Raw genomic sequence first — 17,765 nt, forward strand, 5'->3', positions numbered from 1 at the left:
ACTCATACATGGCAAAAGGTAAACTGATCATTGTCGGTGGTGGCTTGGCCGGCTTGATGGCTACCATTAAAGCAGCAGAAAAAGGCGTTCCCGTCGAGTTGTTCTCCCTGGTTCCGGTGAAGCGATCCCACTCCGTATGTGCGCAAGGCGGTATTAACGGTGCCGTTAATACAAAAGGGGAAGGCGACTCCACTTGGGAACACTTTGACGACACTGTTTACGGCGGAGACTTCCTGGCAAACCAGCCGCCTGTAAAAGCGATGTGTGACGCCGCTCCCGGCATCATTTACATGCTGGACCGGATGGGCGTCATGTTCAACCGCACACCAGAAGGACTTCTGGACTTCCGCCGTTTCGGGGGAACCAAGCATCACCGTACAGCTTTTGCGGGCGCGACAACCGGCCAGCAGCTTCTGTACGCTCTGGACGAGCAAGTGCGCCGTTTTGAAGCGGAAGGTCTTGTGACCAAGTACGAATATTGGGATTTCCTCGGTGCTGTGCTGGATGAGAAAGGCACCTGTAAGGGGATTACGGCACAAAACCTGCGCTCCTCCGAGATTCGCTCGTTCCGTGCAGATGCCGTAATCATGGCTACCGGTGGACCTGGAATTATCTTCGGAAAATCCACCAACTCCATCATCAATACCGGTACAGCAGCTTCTGCGGCTTACCAGCAAGGCGTCATTTACGCGAACGGCGAAATGATCCAAATCCACCCGACCGCGATTCCGGGCGACGACAAGCTGCGCCTGATGTCCGAATCCGCTCGTGGTGAAGGCGGCCGCGTTTGGACATACAAAGACGGCAAACCGTGGTATTTCCTCGAGGAAAAATACCCGGCGTACGGAAACCTCGTTCCGCGCGACATTGCTACCCGCGAAATCTTCCACGTCTGCGTAGACATGAAGCTGGGTATCAACGGCGAGAACATGGTTTATTTGGACCTGTCTCACAAAGACCCGAAAGAGCTGGACGTAAAACTGGGCGGTATCATCGAGATCTACGAGAAATTCGTCGGGGATGACCCGCGCAAGGTTCCGATGAAAATCTTCCCGGCTGTTCACTACTCGATGGGCGGCATGTGGGTAGACTACAACCAAATGACCAACATCCCTGGTCTGTTCGCTGCGGGTGAGTGCGATTACTCCCAGCACGGCGCAAACCGCCTGGGTGCAAACTCGCTTCTGTCCGCAATCTTTGGCGGTATGGTGGCCGGTCCGAAAGCGATCGAGTACATCAACGGCTTGGATGAGTCTGCCGACGATCTGTCTTCTGCGATCTTCGACAGCTGCACTAAGCAAAACCAAGAGAAATACGACAACATCCTCAAAATGGACGGCACCGAAAACGCGTACCTCATTCACAAGGAACTGGGCGAGTGGATGACGGATAACGTAACGGTAGTGCGCTACAACGACCGTCTGCAAAAAACGGATGAAAAGATTCAGGAATTGATGGAGCGCTACAAGAAGATCAACATCAACGACACGAACAAATGGAGCAACTCCGGAGCTTCCTTCACTCGCCACCTGTGGAACATGCTGGTGCTCGCCCGCGTCATCACGCTCGGCGCGCTGAAACGCGACGAGAGCCGCGGCGCCCACTACAAGCCTGAATTCCCAGAGCGCGACGACGAAAACTTCATGAAAACAACGATGGCCAAGTACAATCCGGAAACGACTGCTCCGGAAATTTACTACGAAGACGTGGATGTTTCCCTGATTGCGCCGCGTAAACGTGACTATACGTCTGACAAGAAGAAGAAGTAAGAGGGGAGGGAACTGATCATGGCAGAAAAGCTTATTCATCTGAAAATCACTCGTCAAGACAGCCCTAACAGCGCTCCGTATGTGGAAGAATTTAAAATCCCGTACCGTCCGAACATGAACGTGATCGGTGCGTTGATGGAGATTCAGCGCAACCCTGTAAACGCGCAAGGCCAAAAGACTTCCCCGGTCAACTGGGAGTCCAACTGTTTGGAGGAAGTGTGCGGCGCTTGTTCCATGGTGATTAACGGCAAGCCGCGTCAGGCGTGCTCCGCTCTGATCGACAAGCTGGAGCAGCCGATCCGTCTCGAGCCGATGAGCACCTTCCCGGTTCAGCGCGATCTCTCTATCGACCGCAGCCGCATGTTTGACGCCCTGAAGCGCGTCAAAGCGTGGGTTCCGATCGATGGTACCCACGATCTGGGACCAGGTCCGCGCATGCCGGAGGTAGAGCGTCAATGGGCTTATGAGCTGTCCAAGTGCATGACGTGCGGCGTTTGCCTGGAAGCGTGCCCGAACGTCAACCAAAAATCCGACTTCATCGGTCCGTTCGCCATCTCGCAGGTTCGTCTGTTCAACCAGCACCCGACTGGCGCGATGAACAAGCATGAGCGTCTGGAAGCTCTGATGGAGGACGGCGGCATCGGTGACTGCGGAAACTCGCAAAACTGCGTGCAGGCTTGCCCGAAAGGAATTCCGCTCACTACTTCGATCGCTCACATGAACAAGGAAACAACGAAATACGCTGTAAAACGTTTCTTCTTCTCCTAAGAAGAAGAAGCACAGCCGCAAAAAAGCGTGCATCCCGGAGTGGATGGACGCTTTTTTTGTCTGGAAACCACTCTGAATGCCAAACGTATTGTTCTATAAGGACAACTTTTTCACATTGGAGGAACTGACGTGAAGCTTATATCTGTTCAGGACGCGATGAAGAGAATCGAGCAGTGTGCACAGATTCCGGATACTCACGAAGTAATAAAAAGCGGCATTTTCCGAAATAGCGAGCGAAATCAAACTCCTCTCTTCAGGGTGGAAGTGGAATGGAACAAAAGAGGAGAGCCGGAGTTGGATGAAGAAGGTCTGGTAAGCAAACATACGATCCGGGCCGAGCTTGACGCGTTAACAGGTCATGTAATCGCATACTACAGACATGATTATCGTACGGATGAAGAGATGCACGAGAAGGACATAGACGACAGACTGTACGAAAAGGTATATGAGCAGGTCCGAAAATGGATTGAAAAACTGGGATTGCCAATTACACCTGCAGAGCTTGCGGTCCGAAAAAAGCTGATTTGCAACGAGAAGTGGTACGAGCTCAGTTTTTCCAGGCAGTATGCAGGGATTCCCTTTCGAAGCTATCAAACCTTCGATATTCGGCTTTCGACTGATTTTGCGCTGCTTCATCTATTTTGCAGATGGGACGATTGTACATGTGAGAAGGAAGCAGCCTTGATTCCGGCTGAGGAGCTTTTGGCAGGGTTCACGGAAAATCAAGTATCCTTATACTATCTGCCGGTCCTGTCGCTAGAGAAGCCTTTCTATGTCTGCAATGAAATTGTCATTCATGCACGGACAGGCGAGATTCTGAGCTCTGATGAGATCGAGGTACTGGATGAGATCGCGTTATGCCGGGATGATTGCGAGCCAATGCCAGAAGTAAAATGGAATGAGCAGCCCATTTTTACAGAGGGACGCTATGAACAATTGCGTTTGGACGATCATGTGAAAGAAGTAGACATTGACTCGCCTCATCCGTTCCATCCTGCTCTTACGGAAGAGGAAAAAAACCGTGCAAAGGAACTTGTTCGTTCATACTTGTCCACTCACTACGCGGACGAGCCTTTCGAGTACATGTACATTCGCAAACCGGATCAAGACTGCGTGGAAGGCTTTTCCGAAAATCGGGTTGTCGTGCACGTTTATCGTATGATTCATCGTATCCCGTTGATGATGGGGGGCGGGATCCGTTTCTTTTTTGACAGAGACACCTGGGAGCTTGTTCAGACCTTTGATGCCCTGGATTTCTGGAACAAAGCAAAAGCGGAAAAAGCTGTGGCGATTGGACAGGAAGCAAGAGAAACACAAGGAAATTTCAGAAAAGCTCTGCGAACCAGGGCGGAAGCATGGAATGCGCTGAAAAGCAAAATAACAGTCAAACAAAGGTATATGTTCGATCCGCATTACTCGGACCCCGACGGTCTCGGGAGAAAAAAAGCAATTCCCGTCTGGGTGATTGATTGTGACTGGATGTATGATGGTCTTTCCGGTGAGCTAGTCGAGCTGTAAAACGAGTGCCGCCGCGAGTAGATTGTCGCGGCCTTTGACAAATGGCCCTTGCCGCGAGTCGGTGTCACCGGCGCTTCGACAGGGGCCTTGTTGCCGTGAAACGGATTTCTCCATCACTGCTGCGTTTCCGGCTGTGGACGCCTGCTCGCTTTTTTTCGTCGCTCTCCTGTCCAGTGGACAGCTTGATGGTGCCGAGGAAAAGCGTGCAGATCGCTCCCAAAAGGACGAAAAGCAGCCCGAACCGGTATACGTAGTGCAAAGACTCGACCATCGAGACTTTCAGGATCGGCAGCAGCGTTTGCGAAATGGCTGCGGGGATTTGAGCCAAGGCTTCAGGGCTGAGCAGCATGGAATACATCCCTTGCGGATTTGTCTCGATCATCGATTCAAAATGGACAACCATGTCGTGAGCCTGGGGTGGAAGCTGTTCAAGATAAGGCACCAGACTTTGCGAAAGCAGAATGGTCGAATGATAGTTCATCACAGCTCCGAGAATCGTCATCCCGAACGTCCCGCCAATTTGGCGGAAAAACTGGCTGGACGAGGTCACCACCCCGAGCTCTGATTTGGGAAACGACTCTTGCAGGGCGATGGTAATCAGCGGCATCACCAGTCCGATCCCCAGCCCCAAAATGACCATATAGCCCATCGTCGTATATTTGGTCGTTTCCATCACCATGGTCGACAAAAGCCAAAAGCCTACGCCCATGGCGACCATGCCCATAATCATTTGGATTCGCACGCCCAGCATCTTGACGAGCCTCCCGCCGAGCATGCTAGCCGCCATCATCGAAAGCATCATCGGCACCATGACCGTTCCCGATTCCGAAGGACTGATGCCTACAACGCCTTGCATAAACAGCGGCACGAACATAATCGCACCAAACATGCCAACCGACATCAGAAAGCCGATTGCGCTCAAGAGAGAAAAGGTCTTGTTTTGAAACAGGCGCAGCGGCAGGATTGGCTCTTTTGTTCGTCCTTCGATCAAGATAAAGCCGGTGATGAAAACAGCCGACAAGGCGAACAGAGAAAGGATCTGCCAAGAGAGCCAGGGGTAATTTTTGCCTCCGAAGGTGAGTGCCAGCAGGAGGCTGACAACTCCGGCGACCATCGTAAACATGCCCCAGATATCGAAGGTGACCGGCCCTGTTTGCTGGCGGTTTTTGAGTGAAATGGCGATCAGGATTGCAGCCAGTATGCCGACCGGCATGTTGATGTAAAACACCCACCGCCAGTTGGAGGCGTCGACGATCCATCCCCCGACCTGCGGACCGATGATGGAGGAAAGGCCAAATACGGCACCAAACACGCCTTGCCATTTGGCGCGTTGTTCCCCGGTAAAAATATCCCCGATAATAATCATCGCCATCGGCATCATCACGCCGCCGCCGATGCCTTGCAAAGCGCGAAAGAAGATCAACTGGGTCATGGACTGTGCCATACCGCAAAGCGCCGAGCCGAGCATGAAAATAATCAAGCCTGTGACATATACAGTCTTCCGTCCGATTAGATCGGCCATTTTGCCGGCGATTGGCACAACCGAGGTAGAGCTCAGCATGTAGGCCGTCGTCAACCACGTCATGATTCCAAGGCCCCCGAGTTCGCCGACGATTCGCGGCATCGCTGTCCCTACAATCGTATTGTCCAGAGAAGCGAACAACATGGCGACGAGCAGGCCAGAGATCAGCAAACCTCTATTCTTCTGTTTATCCATTGATCATCTCTCCTGTCCTACGGCGTACTGCAGAAGCTACTTTCTTTTCTTCCAGGTAGTATGTCCTTCGATCTCACCTTTTCCTGACAGGGGAAATCTCCCTTTTGAGAATAGGTGCTTGCCTTCCATGGAAGACTTATGATATTCGATGTTTTTCTGGAAGGGGGCAAACGATGAAAAAACAGGTCTTTTACATCGGGTTATCGTTGGTTTTGCTTCCGTCAACGACGGCAGGCAACTGGAGCCTAAAGGGCGACTTTCCTGAAGCCGTAGCCGCAACAATTACAAAGCAGCAGGTCTGGACGGACTTGCAGCCCGATCTCAGCCAGACAGGTGCTGCCGGACAGAGTGTTTCCCAAGGCGGCGTTGTCCAGTCTGCGTCAGCGGACGAATGGACCCGTGCAGAGCATGTGCTGAAGGGGGAGCAAGTAGCAGAATCCCCCACCTCCAATCTGGATATGATCGAAGCGACGAAGGCTTGGGGGGAAAACGGGGTCAAGGGAGAAGGGATGCTCATCTCTGTGATCGATACGGGAATCAATGGAAAGCATCCCGATTTGCCTACCCCGCGTGACAAGCGGTCCGCCCAGCAAAAATCAGGAGCGACACAAAAGGTAATCCCTGGATATAACTGGGCAGATCGCAACCTAATCACAGAAGATGTCGGCGAATCCCAGCACGGCGTTCATGTCGCCGGAATTGCGGCGGCCAACGGAAAAGTAAAGGGGGTTGCCCCCGAGGCGCAGCTGCTGAGCCAAAAGGTATTCAGCAATTATCAAGGCGAGGTCCCCGGGCTGAGCGAGTCTATCTTGTTTGCGATGAATGATTCCATTGCAAAAAAAGCGGATGTGATCAATCTGAGCCTGGGTTCATCAGCAGGCTATGTAGATGAGACCAACACCGAGCAGTACGCTGTCAAAAGGGCTGTTGACAACGGAGTAATCGTCGTGGCTGCAGCGGGAAATGACGCCTACTTCGGCAGCGACAAGGTAAAGGCGCAAAATCCGGATGTCGCGATGATCGGCTCACCCGGCCTTGCCCCTGATGCCTTCTCCGTAGCTTCTGTGAACGCAACGACACTTGCCGGTCTAAGCTTTGCCGTCGAGGGAGCGCCTGACCTTACGAGGGCCGTGTATCTCCATGGGCACGCCGCCAGCGGGCAAGCGTTGAATCCGGTCCAGGCCTTGATGAAGCAGTACGAGCTGGTTTACATGGGGAAAGGAAAAAAGGAGGACTACAACGTCTCAGTAAAGGGAAAAGTGGTTCTTTTGGAGAGGGGCGATATCTCCTTTGAGGAGAAGCTGCGTTTGGCCAAGGAGAAAGGAGCGGCCGGTGTTGTTATTTACAACAATCAGCCAGGACCGCTGATTATTTCCGCCGAGAGCACCACTTCCCTGCCGGCTGTTTCGATTCTGAAGCAGACGGGAGAGAAACTGGCGCAGGCGCTAAAAAAAGGAAAAAAGGTCAAAATCAATTTTGATGGTCAATATGCCCAAAACGCCATGCCTTACCCGGATGGAGGAACGGTCTCGGCTTTCACCTCCTGGGGGCCGACTCCAGATCTTCAGTTCAAGCCGGAAATCGCAGCTCCAGGCGGCGGGATTCTGTCGCTTGTCCGCGAAAACGATTACGCCGTCAAAAGCGGGACCTCCATGGCTACTCCGCATGTGGCAGGAGGAATGGCTCTCTTGAAGCAGGCTTACCAAAAACAAGGCTACAGTCTGTCCGGCAGACAACTGGTAGAAACGATGAAGGCTGCGGCGATGAATACGGCAAGGCCGATCCTGGACCCGCGTGATGCTGCAAGTACGGCGAGCGGCAGGCCGGCGGGCAAAGTCCCTTACAGTCCACGGGTGCAGGGCGCAGGCTTGATGCAGATCGCCAAAGCGATTCAAACGCCGGGCATCATTACCGACGCCAAGGGCAAAGCAGGCGTATCGCTTGGAGAAGTGGGCGAAACGACAACGTTTACCCTGTATGTCGAAAACAAGTTCGGGAAAAAACCGGTTACTTATCAGGTCAAGGATGAGTTCGGCGTCTTGACGGACAAACGGCAGGACGGGATCAACATGCTTGCCGATACGGCGCTGCCGGGTGCCGGATTGCGGTTTTCTGCCCAGCAGGTTACCGTCCAGCCGGGACAGCGGGCGGAGGTAAAGGTGACGCTGCAGATCCCCAAGAACGCCCCCCGCAATATCTTTGCCGAAGGATATGTCCTTTTTCAGCCGACCGATCCCGATATTCCCGCCCTGCGGGTCCCTTATTACGGGTTTTATGGAAACTGGGATGAACCGCGTGTAATGGATCAGCCGATGTGGGAGCCGGGGAGCCAGGAGCATCGGACAGGCGTCAAGACCACCTGGTACCACGACAAGCAAAATGACAAGTGGAAATATCGGGACTATCTCGGGGTCACAGGGGTGAGCGAAGACGGAAGGGTTCAGGTGGATCCGGCCAAAATCGCGTTTTCGCCAAATGGGGACGGACATTATGACGTGGCGGCTCCTTCGGTTACTTTTTTGCGGAATGCCCGTCAAGTGACGGTAGATGTAGTGGACAATAGCGGTGCGGTTATCCGTTCTCTGTCGCGCGACGAGAAGATCAGCAAATTTGATCAATCCAAGCTCGGTACCGCTTATTACTACACGGAACGGGAAGAGTGGAGCTGGGACGGAAAAAGGTACAATCCCGAAAAGGGCGTCTACGAAACCGTTCCGGATGGCGCATACCGCTTCGTCGTGCGCGCCCGCATCGACAGCCGCCATGCCAATTGGCATACGCTGACGCTTCCGATCAAAGTAGACACAAAACCGCCGGTCGTCTCCGCTTCGCTGTCCGGAAACAAGCTGCAGTGGAGCTCGCGGGACAAGGACATCCAGGGCTATCTGCTGTATGTCGGCGGAAAAAAAGTGGGGGGACCTTATTCGGCGAGCATCACCAGCACCATCGTCAGTCAGCCGGACAAACGAATCTCCCTGGTGGCGTATGACTATGCGGGAAATATGAGTGTCGTCAACGTCAACGGAAAAAGCGATATTGTACCGCCTTTTGTCCAGTTTCCCCATGACCTGTACAACTCTGTGCTGATTTCCCGTCAGCCTGAGGTTGCGGTGAGCGGAAGGATTACCGGCGAAGACATGCTCGACAGAGTGCGGCTGCAAATCAACAAACAACCGGTGCCGGTAGAGACCGACGGTTCATTTCAAACGATCCTGAAGCTGCCGGAGGGACTAAATTACGTTCCCTATCAAGCACAGGACATGCACGGCAACAGCAGACAGTTTACGCAACGGATCATCGTAGACACCACTCCCCCGCTGCTTCAGCTAACCAATGATGGCACGGAGGCGATCTGGTTTGACGCCGGGGCCAAACGGATGCTCGTTCCTGTGAAGTTTGCGTATCGAGACCAAACGCACAAGGGGCAGGTCAGCATCAATGGACAGATCGTCTCCAGTTGGGAGGAAGATCATCTGGAGAAAGCGGTGCACAAGAATTTCATGCAGACCCTTGCCCTTCAGCACGGCGAAAACCGTATTTTGCTTGAGGGAAAGGACGCCGCCGGGAATGAGTCCTCCATGACCGTCTATGTTTATGTGGATGCTCAGGCCGGTTCGCTCGTGCTCCATCACGGAGAACAGCGGTACACATACCAGGCAAAGCCTTTGCCTGCACCTGCCCTTTACCTGGATGACAAGAACAGGGAAGCGCACACTGGCGAGAGCATACAGATTTCCGGCAGGGTAAATGCCCCAGGAACAGTCCGGATGCATCTGGACTATGCCGAGCAGCGGGTGTTCGTCGATGTGAACGACAAGGGAGAATTCCGCGCCGAGGTAAACAGCGTCAAGGAAGGAAAGCAGAAGCTGTCGGTCGTGGCAGTCGATGCACTCGGGCGGGAAACAAAAGCAGAAATCGTCATCGTAGGCAAAAAGAGATAAGAGGGTGCCAGCCGGCATCCTTTTTTCTCATATGTATGGGTTCGCAAGGAATGCGATCGGGGAGGACTGGGCGTGTTTTATCATGGAATTGATTGGGTATATGTAACAAAGGAGTATCCGTTGCTTTCTCCGCGAAGGAACGTATCGCGAAAGCGCCCCGAGCAGCTTGCCGACAGAGTTCATTTGTTGCAGCAGTTCGGGGTGGAGCCCGTTCATTTGCTGGAGGAAGGGCCGGATTATCCGGCTGAGCGCTGCATTAACGAATGTCTGGCTTTTGGAGATACAGTCTTTGCGTTCGAGCGATTAAGCAGCCCCATGTGGCAGCTGAGCTGTCATGAAGTGGGCGTAGAGATGCTTGACTTGCGGAAATGCAGTCTTATTTTCACAAGAGAAACTAGTGCTAATGTACAGGTTTTGTTTCCGGATGCGCCTGTTTTCTGCACCGAAAGTCCTTAAAAATTTCGGATAATGACTTGTCTCTGCCATTTTTCGACATTATAATGGGCCTCATGAGGAGAAATTCGTACGGGAAGGAAGGAAAAAAGATGAACGTCCAGTACCTCAATCCGTTTCTGGATTCGGCTTCCTTAGTGATTGAGCAGCTTTGCAACGTGACGATCAAGCGGGGAGAGTTGGAGATGACTGAGTGGTACTATCGGGACGATCATACCTGGATCCGCATTGGAATGACCGGCCAGTTGGAAGGCGACGTGTTTTTCGGCTTGCAAAACGATCTCGCTCTGCGTCTTGTATCAGCCATGATGGGAGGCTTTCCCGTAAATGAGCTGGATGAAATGGGAAAAAGCGCTATATCGGAACTCGGGAATATGATCTCCGGAAATGCCAGCACGATGCTCTACAATCAAGGAGTCGTGATCGATATTACTCCGCCGCAGTTTATTCTGTCGCAGGAACATTCATGGGGTTCGCGGACGGCATATACCGTTCCGCTCGACTTAAGCGATATGGGCCGTATGGAAATTCAAGTCCTGGTAGCAAAATAGGGAGGAAGGCGCTCTGCACTGGCAGAACGCCTTTTTTCTCTTCGGCAAGGGTTGACGAAACCATGCAAGAGTTGGAATAATAAAAAAAGATAAAATATTTTTGATTGTTCTGGCTGTTTTTTTCCAGATCGTGTATTGTGTGAGATAGTAAGGGGGAATGAATGTTTGTCATATATCAGGCAGCTAATCGGGATGTTTTTCCTAGTTGTGATTGTCTGCGGCGGTCCCTACATGCTCTACTCCATCAAAGAGGAAGTGCATTTTGCACCGGAAAGCGTAGTGACTTACACTGTCTATTTGCTGCAACAGATCGGGGAGGGCTCACTCGGTACCTATTATTCGGGAAATAGCGAACGCAGCATCGCCCAGGATATTGTTCCATTTGCTCTCAACTCTTTTGAACTGATGTTTTACAGCGTGTTGATCGCTGTTTTGGCCAGTCTGTTATTCGGGCTGTTCCTGCAGCGCTTTGCCTTTGCCCGCCACTTTCAGAAGCTGCTGAATCTAATTTCTGCCATTCCTGATTTCGTACTGATTTTATTATCCGTATTAGCGGCGATTCAGTTCTACAAGTGGACGAATATTCGGATTATTACCCTTTCTCCGACAAGTGATTCGAACAATATGTGGTTCCCGCTCACGATGCTGGCGATCGGACCGACTATTTTTTTAATGAAGGTGGTCAGTCTCAAATACAGGCAAATCGGCGGCGAGGACTACATCAAGACTGCTTTGGCAAAAGGGATGGGCATCTGGCATATTCTCATTCATCACGTGTACAAAAATGTAAAGCCGTTTCTGTTGGCCGATCTGAAGAAGACCATCGCCCTTACAGTGGCCAACCTGTTCGTCGTCGAATATCTTCTGAACGTCGTCGGCTTGACCCGGTTCATTTTTTCCAAAGAAGGCTTTTACCAGTTTAACCCTGCCGTTGTGGGCCTGATGAGCATCATTTTGCTTTCGATTTTGGTGTACCTGTTGATTCGGGCTATTTTGTATCTGTTTGAACGGATTGCTGTCTACAAATAAAGAAGCGCGTAAAAAGAGTGAGGTTTTGCCATGCAGAAGCGTCGAGTGAATGTGTCCCTGTGGGTCGGAGCTGTGCTTGTCATGCTCCTGATCATCCTTGGGATCATTGGCCCATACATAGCCCCTTACGATTTGGACTTTCAAGAGAAAGTGAAAAATGTTGAAGTAAACGGGAAAACCGTCATTGTCTCCCCGCCGCTGCCCCCCTCCAATGAGCATTGGCTGGGCACTGACAAATGGGGCTACGATCTGTTGACAAAGCTTCTGTACGGGGCGCCCTACACGGTATTCGTTACGATCATTGCCGCCGTTCTCCGTCTTTTGATCGGGACCATCATCGGCCTGTATATCGGCATCCAGGACAAGCCTCAGAAGTGGTGGCTGTCGATCGAAAACGCCTGGGGATACATGCCTATCTTTTTGCCGGTGTACTTTATGCTCGTGGGGCTGAACAGAAATTCGGAGCTGACCATAGGGACGCTCGTGCTGCTGTTCATCGGCCTTGTCGGGTTGCTTGGCGCTCCCAGCGTCGCGTCTTCGATCCGGCAAAAGACAGAGCAAATCAAGGAAACGCAGTATGTGCTCGCTGCGACTTCTCTGGGGGCCGGCCGCGAGCAGATCATTTTTCGCCATATCTTGCCCCAGTTAAAAGAACAGCTCGTTCTGATCGCCGTAACCGAAATGATCGCGGTCATGACTTTGATGGGGCTGTTGGGCATGTTTGACCTGTTTGTCGGCGGGACGTACATGACCTTCGATCCGGTCCTCTACCACTCCGTTACAAACGAGTGGGCCGGTCTGCTCGGCTCGTACAGAGGGTTTGTCTACGGAAACAACGCGTGGATGTTTATGATTCCTCTGGCTGCGTTTATTTTTGCCGTCGGGTCCTTTTCGCTGCTGGCGAAGGGGCTTCGCGAGCGGTTTCAGGAAACGTATCACCGGACGCCGTTTATTTAGCGGGGCAGTCATCTTACCGGCGGAACCCATCGCCCATTTTTTGAATAGGATATAAGGCAAAAGCCTAAAATCCCCGTAATTCCGGCACCACCACCCACCCCCCTACATAGGATAAGGTGACTCTGTAATCCCTCAACCTTGTTCCTGTAGAGCCCACAAGGAGGGGTGGCACGATTGAAGGGGAGCGTACATAGTGGTAGAACCCTTATTAAATAAGGGTTTTACCGCTTTTTTTATTCTGAAAATACGATTTTGATGCTAATTTGATGCTGTTAGGCATTTGATGTTAGTAGGAGGGATACATATGCCGGTTTATAAAAACGAGAAGGCGAAGGGCGACAATAAATGGTGGTACCAATTCTATACTGGCGAAATCAAAAACGGAGTGCGAGAACGGATCACCAAGCGCGGCTTCAAAACAAAAAAAGAAGCTGAGAAGGCCATGGTCGAGGCTATGGCTGCATATCAAAAAGGTGAATATATAGAGCCGAGCAAAAAACTGTACGGCGAATATTTCTTGGAATGGCTGAAGTCGAAACGAAACCTTGCTGAGTCGACCATTGATCAGTACGATTCTTACTTTCGGACTCACATACAGCAGGGGATAGGCCATATCCCGCTCGCCAAAATCACGGCCCATGACATAGAACTGTTTGTTGATTCCATGCAGAAAAAAGGGCTTGCGCCGGCCACTGTTAAACGGGTTTTCAGCGTTATCCATGCCTCACTTCACAGCGCCGAGAAGAAAGAGCTCATTAGGAAAAACGTAGCGAATAAAGTAGAAAAGCCCCAGGTTTCAACCAGAAGAGAACTAATTGTTTGGGAGCCGGAGTTTGTCAGTGATTTCCTTCAAAAAACGAAAGGTAAGAGTAGATATTGGATAGCGGTTTACTTGGCCATTATGACGGGAATGCGTCAAGGCGAGATATTGGGGTTACGTTGGGGCGACATCGATTTTGAAAGGCGTAATTTAACCATCCAGCAGACCATTACAAAAAAACGTCAAATCAAGCCCGGGGCAAAAACAAAATTGAGTATGCGATCTGTTGCACTTTCTCCAGAAACCATTGAGGTACTTAAAGAGCATCGAAAAAACGTAATCGTACCCGAGATGGTAAAGTTGGGGCCGGATTATCAAAAAAACGATCTGGTTGTTTGCACAAATTTTGGTGGACCCGTAACCTGCAGAGCAATCCAGAAGGTATGGGACAGCTTTCTGAAGCAGACCGGAGCTCCAAAAATCACATTCCATGATCTGAGACATACGCACGCAAGCCTGCTGATCAAACAAGGCGTTCATATCAAAGTCATTTCTGAACGCCTTGGCCATTCTTCCGTTTCGATTACAATGGACACATACGGCCACCTGATGCCGAACATGCAAGAGGACGCAGCTGCTGGACTTGACTCCCTTATTAAGACAACTGGCACTATCAAATAGCCCTATGAACCAATGTGATTTATAAGAGAACTCAAAGGAACAGCATAGAACGAGACGCTTTTTCCGGTGTATAGTTATAGCATGGAAATTGAATCACCAGCCGCCTGCGGGCGGTTTTTTGTTGCAAAGTCATAACCACCGGCTTAGCCGGTGGCTTCCATTAGCCCTATAAGGGCATGTTGCAAGCAAGCGCCTCAAAGGCTCGCTGAAAGTCTGCCAACCGCGTGTTGCCTCGGGCGGCCCCTGAAAAGGGGCTCCTTTACCTGCCCTTTTTTACCGACTCACCCGTAAACGGGTCGATCAGTTCTTTCATTGTTACTTGCTCGTAATTCTTGTCCTCCACTAACTGGTTACGAATATATTCCTCAATTACCTTTTTATTTCTTCCTACTGTATCTACGTAGTACCCTCTGCACCAGAATTGACGGTTTCCATATCGGTATTTCATATTTGCAAACTTATCAAAGATCATCAATGAGCTTTTTCCCTTTAAGTAACCCATGAACTCGGACACGCTTAACTTGGGCCGAATGCTCACCAACATGTGAATATGATCCACGCAGGCTTCCGCTTCGATGATCTCCATTCCTTTTCGTTCACATAACCCCCGTAAAATCTTCCCTATCTCTCTCCTTAATTTCCCGTAGATCTAACTTTTCCGTTAACTCATTGCTTTCAGATCTTTAATTTGCTCTATATGTCGCTGCTCGTGTAAATACAATAGTTCGACCCATTGATCTAATGGCAAGTTACCAAAAACAGGATGCTTTACCGCTATTTCCTTCAAAACCGACACGTCATCTATCTTACTAAGAACATCCATGAATTTAGTTCTTGAATCGCTTAAAAGTTGAATGATTTGTGGAACTTGAAAAGGGTCGGAACTTGGTTCTGAAATCTTAGGAGCTTGAATCTTTTTGGACCTATCTGACACAACCTGAATCGGTATGTGTTCTGCGGCGGTTGAATTCTTTTGATCAAGCCCAAACACAATTGCTTTTACGAACAACGTTTCCGTAATAAACAAATGATGACAAACCTGAGCAATACTCCATTTATCCACCTCAGATCGTTGATTGAATTCATCAAAACTTAGAGAAGAAATCTCATTTAACAACTGCTCTCTGGTTTTGAATAAATTTTCTTTAAATTGATTCATATTATTCTCCTTTCGATTCTGATTTATCCATATTATAACAAAATTATAATCACTTGGTATCATACATCTACATCACTGTGAAACCGTAATTTATCACATTGTGTACTGTGTACCTGAAAATTTGAAGTTCACGATTCTCCTTTACTTTTGTTTGGTCGAAACCAAAATACAAAAGCTAAAATCACTTCAACGACAGGAACCAATATCGCTAACTTAATCCAGTTTTCCGCTCCAAACAAATAAAATGCCATCGGGAAAACGGTTAAGGCACTAAATAACATTAGCCATCCAGATTGTTTTATAATCCCAAGGATTAACGAGAGAAGAGACATAAAAACAAGTGTCCACATGAATAGCCTAACCCAATGAAAGTTATCCCAAGTGATTATTTCATTTCCAACTTGCATTGATCATCACCTCTCTTTAAATTTTGCCATGAAAACTCCAAAGGCGTCTGTTCCTTAGGGCAAAACAACAGAAACGGGTTTATCACAATAGTTACTCAGAAAAGGGAGGAAAGAGGCATGAATAGACGAGCAGTTTTGGACGTTCTGAACAGCCTAGACGCGATTGAACGGTGGGGAAGACGCAAATATCCTGGTCGCCAATGACGGGGAAAACCGTAAGAAGCTGAACGCTGTTGGTATTTCTGACGAAACAATCACGCGATATGGCGATGATGAAGCCTTTTGCATCCTGGCGTTGGCTTTCAACGAAGGCTACGCAGACGAATACAGAAATGGAAAGCTTGTGTTGTGGGGTCCGATCGACGACGAGCTACGCTACCGTGTCCTGAACGGCGAAGGAACTGCAACGGATGCCAAACGACTTCTGAAGGAATTGGAGGGTGGTATTCACCCTCGGGAACAAGTCAGATGGTTTGCTGGTCAGATGTAATCTAAGCTTCAGGAGAACAACCACAAAGGCGGGTGGGATGATTGCCGGTATGATGGTTGCTTAATCGGATGTATGGAGAAATAGCGGAGCTTAGAAGCGAATTACTCCAATTCCTGACAGTAGAGCGTAGCGGAATCGATGTAGAGAATCTGGTTAACCTCGTCATTAAAGAAGCAGCTGACGCTTCCAACTTCGCTATGATGATCGCGGACAAGGCCCGTACGAAAGTTGTAGAATTTGGTTTCAAAGTATTTGAGAACAAAGTGCTCATTGTGAAAAGAGGTGCAGACCCTATGGATTTGTAGTCGGTGCGGAAAACGAGTAGATAGGGGCCGGACGCACTACGTGGATGGCTTTAGAAGGCTGCACGTTCGCTGTGTCAATGAAATTGAGGCCGAACGTCCGAACGTCGCCAGAAGGAAAAAGAGCAGCGCAGGGCTCCAAAACAAGTGAATCAGCACAGTGAGTAGGGAGGTAATATCGTGATTCCTTGGAAAAAGTATGATCGGGAAAATCCTCCATAGTTATTGAAAGAGTACCTCGTTTCGGACGGGTGTTATGTGGACGTAGCCCAAATATGCAACTATTTCGGCGAGGTAAGATGGTACCCACCAGATCGGAGCCAGATTCATGAATGGGAGGTAAACAACTTGAAACGTGGCGAGGTAGTACAAAGGCTGGACCGTATAAGGGATATGTCTGACGAAGAAGTAACGCTCAATGCTGAGTGGATCAGAAAGGTTGCCGCCCATGTCTATTGCTTAATGAAACAACAACCACGAATGGTGAAGGAGTACGCTCGAAAAATGAATAAACAGGTGAGGGGGAAACATCGATGACAACCTACAAAATCAAGGGTCAATCTGGAACTGTCGAGCAGGTCATTACCTTGTCATCGGAATCGCCAGAACAAGCGCTGGAGGAGGCGAAGCAGTATTTCCCGCCACGTATGCACAACAGCCTGTCTATCAGCTCAGAAAACAACGAATATCGCCAGCTGCTTCGAAATCATGGCTATCCTGAAAGGGCGCTCAACAAACTTAGTGACGAAGAGTGTGAGGGAGAATGCGAGGGGTGGGGATTTTATGACCGAACAGCAGATCATTGAAACGCCATGGTATTAGCCTACTGCTGGTCCTGCAACAGAGAATATGACATAACAAGATGGTCTTTCAAGCACGGTGTTAAATGTGACTCTCCTGGCTGTGACGGATACGTGATAAGACCATCGGGAAAGATTCAGTCTCGTATTGTTGGTGATTTTTCGCAGCCGGTTGAACCGATGCTGAAAGTGATTCATAGGTAACACAACGGTAAGATACTTAATCAGAAAACATCTTCTTACGTTTAATTAGCACAAGTGTTCCTAAGCCGCACAAAGCAAACCAGATATTGACGAATGATACTGGTTCTGTTAAAAGGCGATAAATGCCATTGATAAATACAGTTAAGCCGCAGATCAATAGGAAAATTAGTCTCATTTTTGTTTTCATCATGTGAACACCTCAAAATGATTGTATCACATTTGAAGAGAAGGAGAACGTAAAATGACCGACCAACAAATA

Annotated in this window: 16 protein-coding genes and 1 pseudogene; 13 read left to right on the forward strand and 4 right to left on the reverse strand. The window is 49.8% G+C overall.

The features are described from left to right. Positions 1-8 precede the first annotated feature (8 nt). The 3 genes from sdhA to Q3F21_RS24575 all read left to right on the forward strand — a co-directional run bounded on the left by sdhA (position 9) and on the right by Q3F21_RS24575 (position 4,055). The gene (gene sdhA, locus Q3F21_RS24565; protein WP_340258815.1) at positions 9-1,769 is read left to right on the forward strand and encodes a succinate dehydrogenase flavoprotein subunit; all 1,761 of its coding nucleotides are present in this window, start codon (positions 9-11) and stop codon (positions 1,767-1,769) included. An 18-nt stretch (positions 1,770-1,787) separates the two neighbouring features. After that, positions 1,788-2,537, forward strand: a complete 750-nt coding sequence (sdhB, locus tag Q3F21_RS24570) for a succinate dehydrogenase iron-sulfur subunit (RefSeq protein ID WP_340258817.1) — start codon at positions 1,788-1,790, stop codon at positions 2,535-2,537. Positions 2,538-2,666: 129 nt separating this feature from the next. Next, positions 2,667-4,055, forward strand: a complete 1,389-nt coding sequence (locus Q3F21_RS24575; RefSeq protein ID WP_340258819.1) for a hypothetical protein — start codon at positions 2,667-2,669, stop codon at positions 4,053-4,055. A gap of 64 nt (positions 4,056-4,119) precedes the next feature. On the opposite strand, the gene Q3F21_RS24580 is transcribed toward Q3F21_RS24575, so the two are convergent. Then, positions 4,120-5,772 carry a DHA2 family efflux MFS transporter permease subunit gene (locus Q3F21_RS24580; RefSeq protein ID WP_340258821.1) on the reverse strand — a complete coding sequence of 551 codons (1,653 nt, stop codon included), beginning with the start codon at positions 5,770-5,772 and terminating at the stop codon, positions 4,120-4,122. Between the two features lie 173 nt (positions 5,773-5,945). Here Q3F21_RS24580 and Q3F21_RS24585 point away from each other — a divergent pair, with 173 nt between their 5' ends. The 6 genes from Q3F21_RS24585 to Q3F21_RS24610 all read left to right on the forward strand — a co-directional run bounded on the left by Q3F21_RS24585 (position 5,946) and on the right by Q3F21_RS24610 (position 14,144). Then, the gene (locus Q3F21_RS24585; protein ID WP_340258823.1) at positions 5,946-9,713 is read left to right on the forward strand and encodes a S8 family serine peptidase; all 3,768 of its coding nucleotides are present in this window, start codon (positions 5,946-5,948) and stop codon (positions 9,711-9,713) included. A 72-nt stretch (positions 9,714-9,785) separates the two neighbouring features. Next, positions 9,786-10,169, forward strand: a complete 384-nt coding sequence (locus tag Q3F21_RS24590) for a hypothetical protein (RefSeq protein WP_340258825.1) — start codon at positions 9,786-9,788, stop codon at positions 10,167-10,169. An 89-nt stretch (positions 10,170-10,258) separates the two neighbouring features. After that, the gene (locus tag Q3F21_RS24595) at positions 10,259-10,717 is read left to right on the forward strand and encodes a chemotaxis protein CheX (protein WP_340258827.1); all 459 of its coding nucleotides are present in this window, start codon (positions 10,259-10,261) and stop codon (positions 10,715-10,717) included. A gap of 165 nt (positions 10,718-10,882) precedes the next feature. Continuing rightward, entirely contained in the window at positions 10,883-11,746 is an 864-nt protein-coding gene (locus Q3F21_RS24600) for an ABC transporter permease subunit (RefSeq protein ID WP_340258829.1), read from the forward strand. A 30-nt stretch (positions 11,747-11,776) separates the two neighbouring features. After that, positions 11,777-12,703 (forward strand): ABC transporter permease, encoded by a 927-nt coding sequence (locus tag Q3F21_RS24605; RefSeq protein WP_340258831.1) that lies wholly within the window; start codon positions 11,777-11,779, stop codon positions 12,701-12,703. A gap of 304 nt (positions 12,704-13,007) precedes the next feature. After that, positions 13,008-14,144, forward strand: a complete 1,137-nt coding sequence (locus Q3F21_RS24610) for a tyrosine-type recombinase/integrase (RefSeq protein ID WP_340258833.1) — start codon at positions 13,008-13,010, stop codon at positions 14,142-14,144. A 259-nt stretch (positions 14,145-14,403) separates the two neighbouring features. Here Q3F21_RS24610 and tnpA read toward each other — a convergent pair. From tnpA to Q3F21_RS24625, 3 genes and pseudogenes are all read right to left on the reverse strand, one after another. Next, positions 14,404-14,793: pseudogene (gene tnpA / locus Q3F21_RS24615) on the reverse strand (IS200/IS605 family transposase); the annotation flags it as partial. A gap of 12 nt (positions 14,794-14,805) precedes the next feature. Then, a complete protein-coding gene (locus Q3F21_RS24620) occupies positions 14,806-15,303 on the reverse strand; it encodes a DinB family protein (protein ID WP_340258835.1) in 498 nt (165 codons plus the stop codon). Between the two features lie 128 nt (positions 15,304-15,431). After that, positions 15,432-15,710, reverse strand: coding sequence for a hypothetical protein (locus Q3F21_RS24625; RefSeq protein WP_340258837.1), 279 nt, complete (start codon positions 15,708-15,710; stop codon positions 15,432-15,434). Between the two features lie 163 nt (positions 15,711-15,873). Here Q3F21_RS24625 and Q3F21_RS24630 point away from each other — a divergent pair, with 163 nt between their 5' ends. The 4 genes from Q3F21_RS24630 to Q3F21_RS24645 all read left to right on the forward strand — a co-directional run bounded on the left by Q3F21_RS24630 (position 15,874) and on the right by Q3F21_RS24645 (position 17,308). Beyond that, a complete protein-coding gene (locus Q3F21_RS24630) occupies positions 15,874-16,200 on the forward strand; it encodes a hypothetical protein (protein ID WP_340258839.1) in 327 nt (108 codons plus the stop codon). Between the two features lie 68 nt (positions 16,201-16,268). Next, on the forward strand, positions 16,269-16,505 hold the full coding sequence (locus Q3F21_RS24635; RefSeq protein WP_340258841.1) for a hypothetical protein: 237 nt from the start codon (positions 16,269-16,271) through the stop codon (positions 16,503-16,505). A 345-nt stretch (positions 16,506-16,850) separates the two neighbouring features. Then, positions 16,851-17,039, forward strand: coding sequence for a hypothetical protein (locus tag Q3F21_RS24640; protein ID WP_340258843.1), 189 nt, complete (start codon positions 16,851-16,853; stop codon positions 17,037-17,039). Further along, a complete protein-coding gene (locus Q3F21_RS24645) occupies positions 17,036-17,308 on the forward strand; it encodes a hypothetical protein (protein WP_340258845.1) in 273 nt (90 codons plus the stop codon). Before Q3F21_RS24640 ends, Q3F21_RS24645 begins: the two co-directional genes overlap by 4 nt. Positions 17,309-17,765 lie beyond the last annotated feature (457 nt).

It is taken from the genome of Brevibacillus borstelensis, from assembly GCF_037834415.1.
GTDB lineage: Bacteria > Bacillota > Bacilli > Brevibacillales > Brevibacillaceae > Brevibacillus > Brevibacillus borstelensis_A.

What these genes read in the sequence shown, in the direction of transcription:
- Q3F21_RS24620 (WP_340258835.1), bottom strand. Translation starts at nt 15,303, where the DNA reads ATGAATCAATTTAAAGAAAATTTATTCAAAACCAGAGAGCAGTTGTTA.
- Q3F21_RS24645 (WP_340258845.1), top strand. Translation starts at nt 17,036, where the DNA reads ATGACAACCTACAAAATCAAGGGTCAATCTGGAACTGTCGAGCAGGTC.
- Q3F21_RS24610 (WP_340258833.1), top strand. Translation starts at nt 13,008, where the DNA reads ATGCCGGTTTATAAAAACGAGAAGGCGAAGGGCGACAATAAATGGTGG.
- sdhA (WP_340258815.1), top strand. Translation starts at nt 9, where the DNA reads ATGGCAAAAGGTAAACTGATCATTGTCGGTGGTGGCTTGGCCGGCTTG.
- Q3F21_RS24585 (WP_340258823.1), top strand. Translation starts at nt 5,946, where the DNA reads ATGAAAAAACAGGTCTTTTACATCGGGTTATCGTTGGTTTTGCTTCCG.
- sdhB (WP_340258817.1), top strand. Translation starts at nt 1,788, where the DNA reads ATGGCAGAAAAGCTTATTCATCTGAAAATCACTCGTCAAGACAGCCCT.
- Q3F21_RS24635 (WP_340258841.1), top strand. Translation starts at nt 16,269, where the DNA reads ATGTATGGAGAAATAGCGGAGCTTAGAAGCGAATTACTCCAATTCCTG.
- Q3F21_RS24580 (WP_340258821.1), bottom strand. Translation starts at nt 5,772, where the DNA reads ATGGATAAACAGAAGAATAGAGGTTTGCTGATCTCTGGCCTGCTCGTC.
- Q3F21_RS24625 (WP_340258837.1), bottom strand. Translation starts at nt 15,710, where the DNA reads ATGCAAGTTGGAAATGAAATAATCACTTGGGATAACTTTCATTGGGTT.
- Q3F21_RS24595 (WP_340258827.1), top strand. Translation starts at nt 10,259, where the DNA reads ATGAACGTCCAGTACCTCAATCCGTTTCTGGATTCGGCTTCCTTAGTG.
- Q3F21_RS24605 (WP_340258831.1), top strand. Translation starts at nt 11,777, where the DNA reads ATGCAGAAGCGTCGAGTGAATGTGTCCCTGTGGGTCGGAGCTGTGCTT.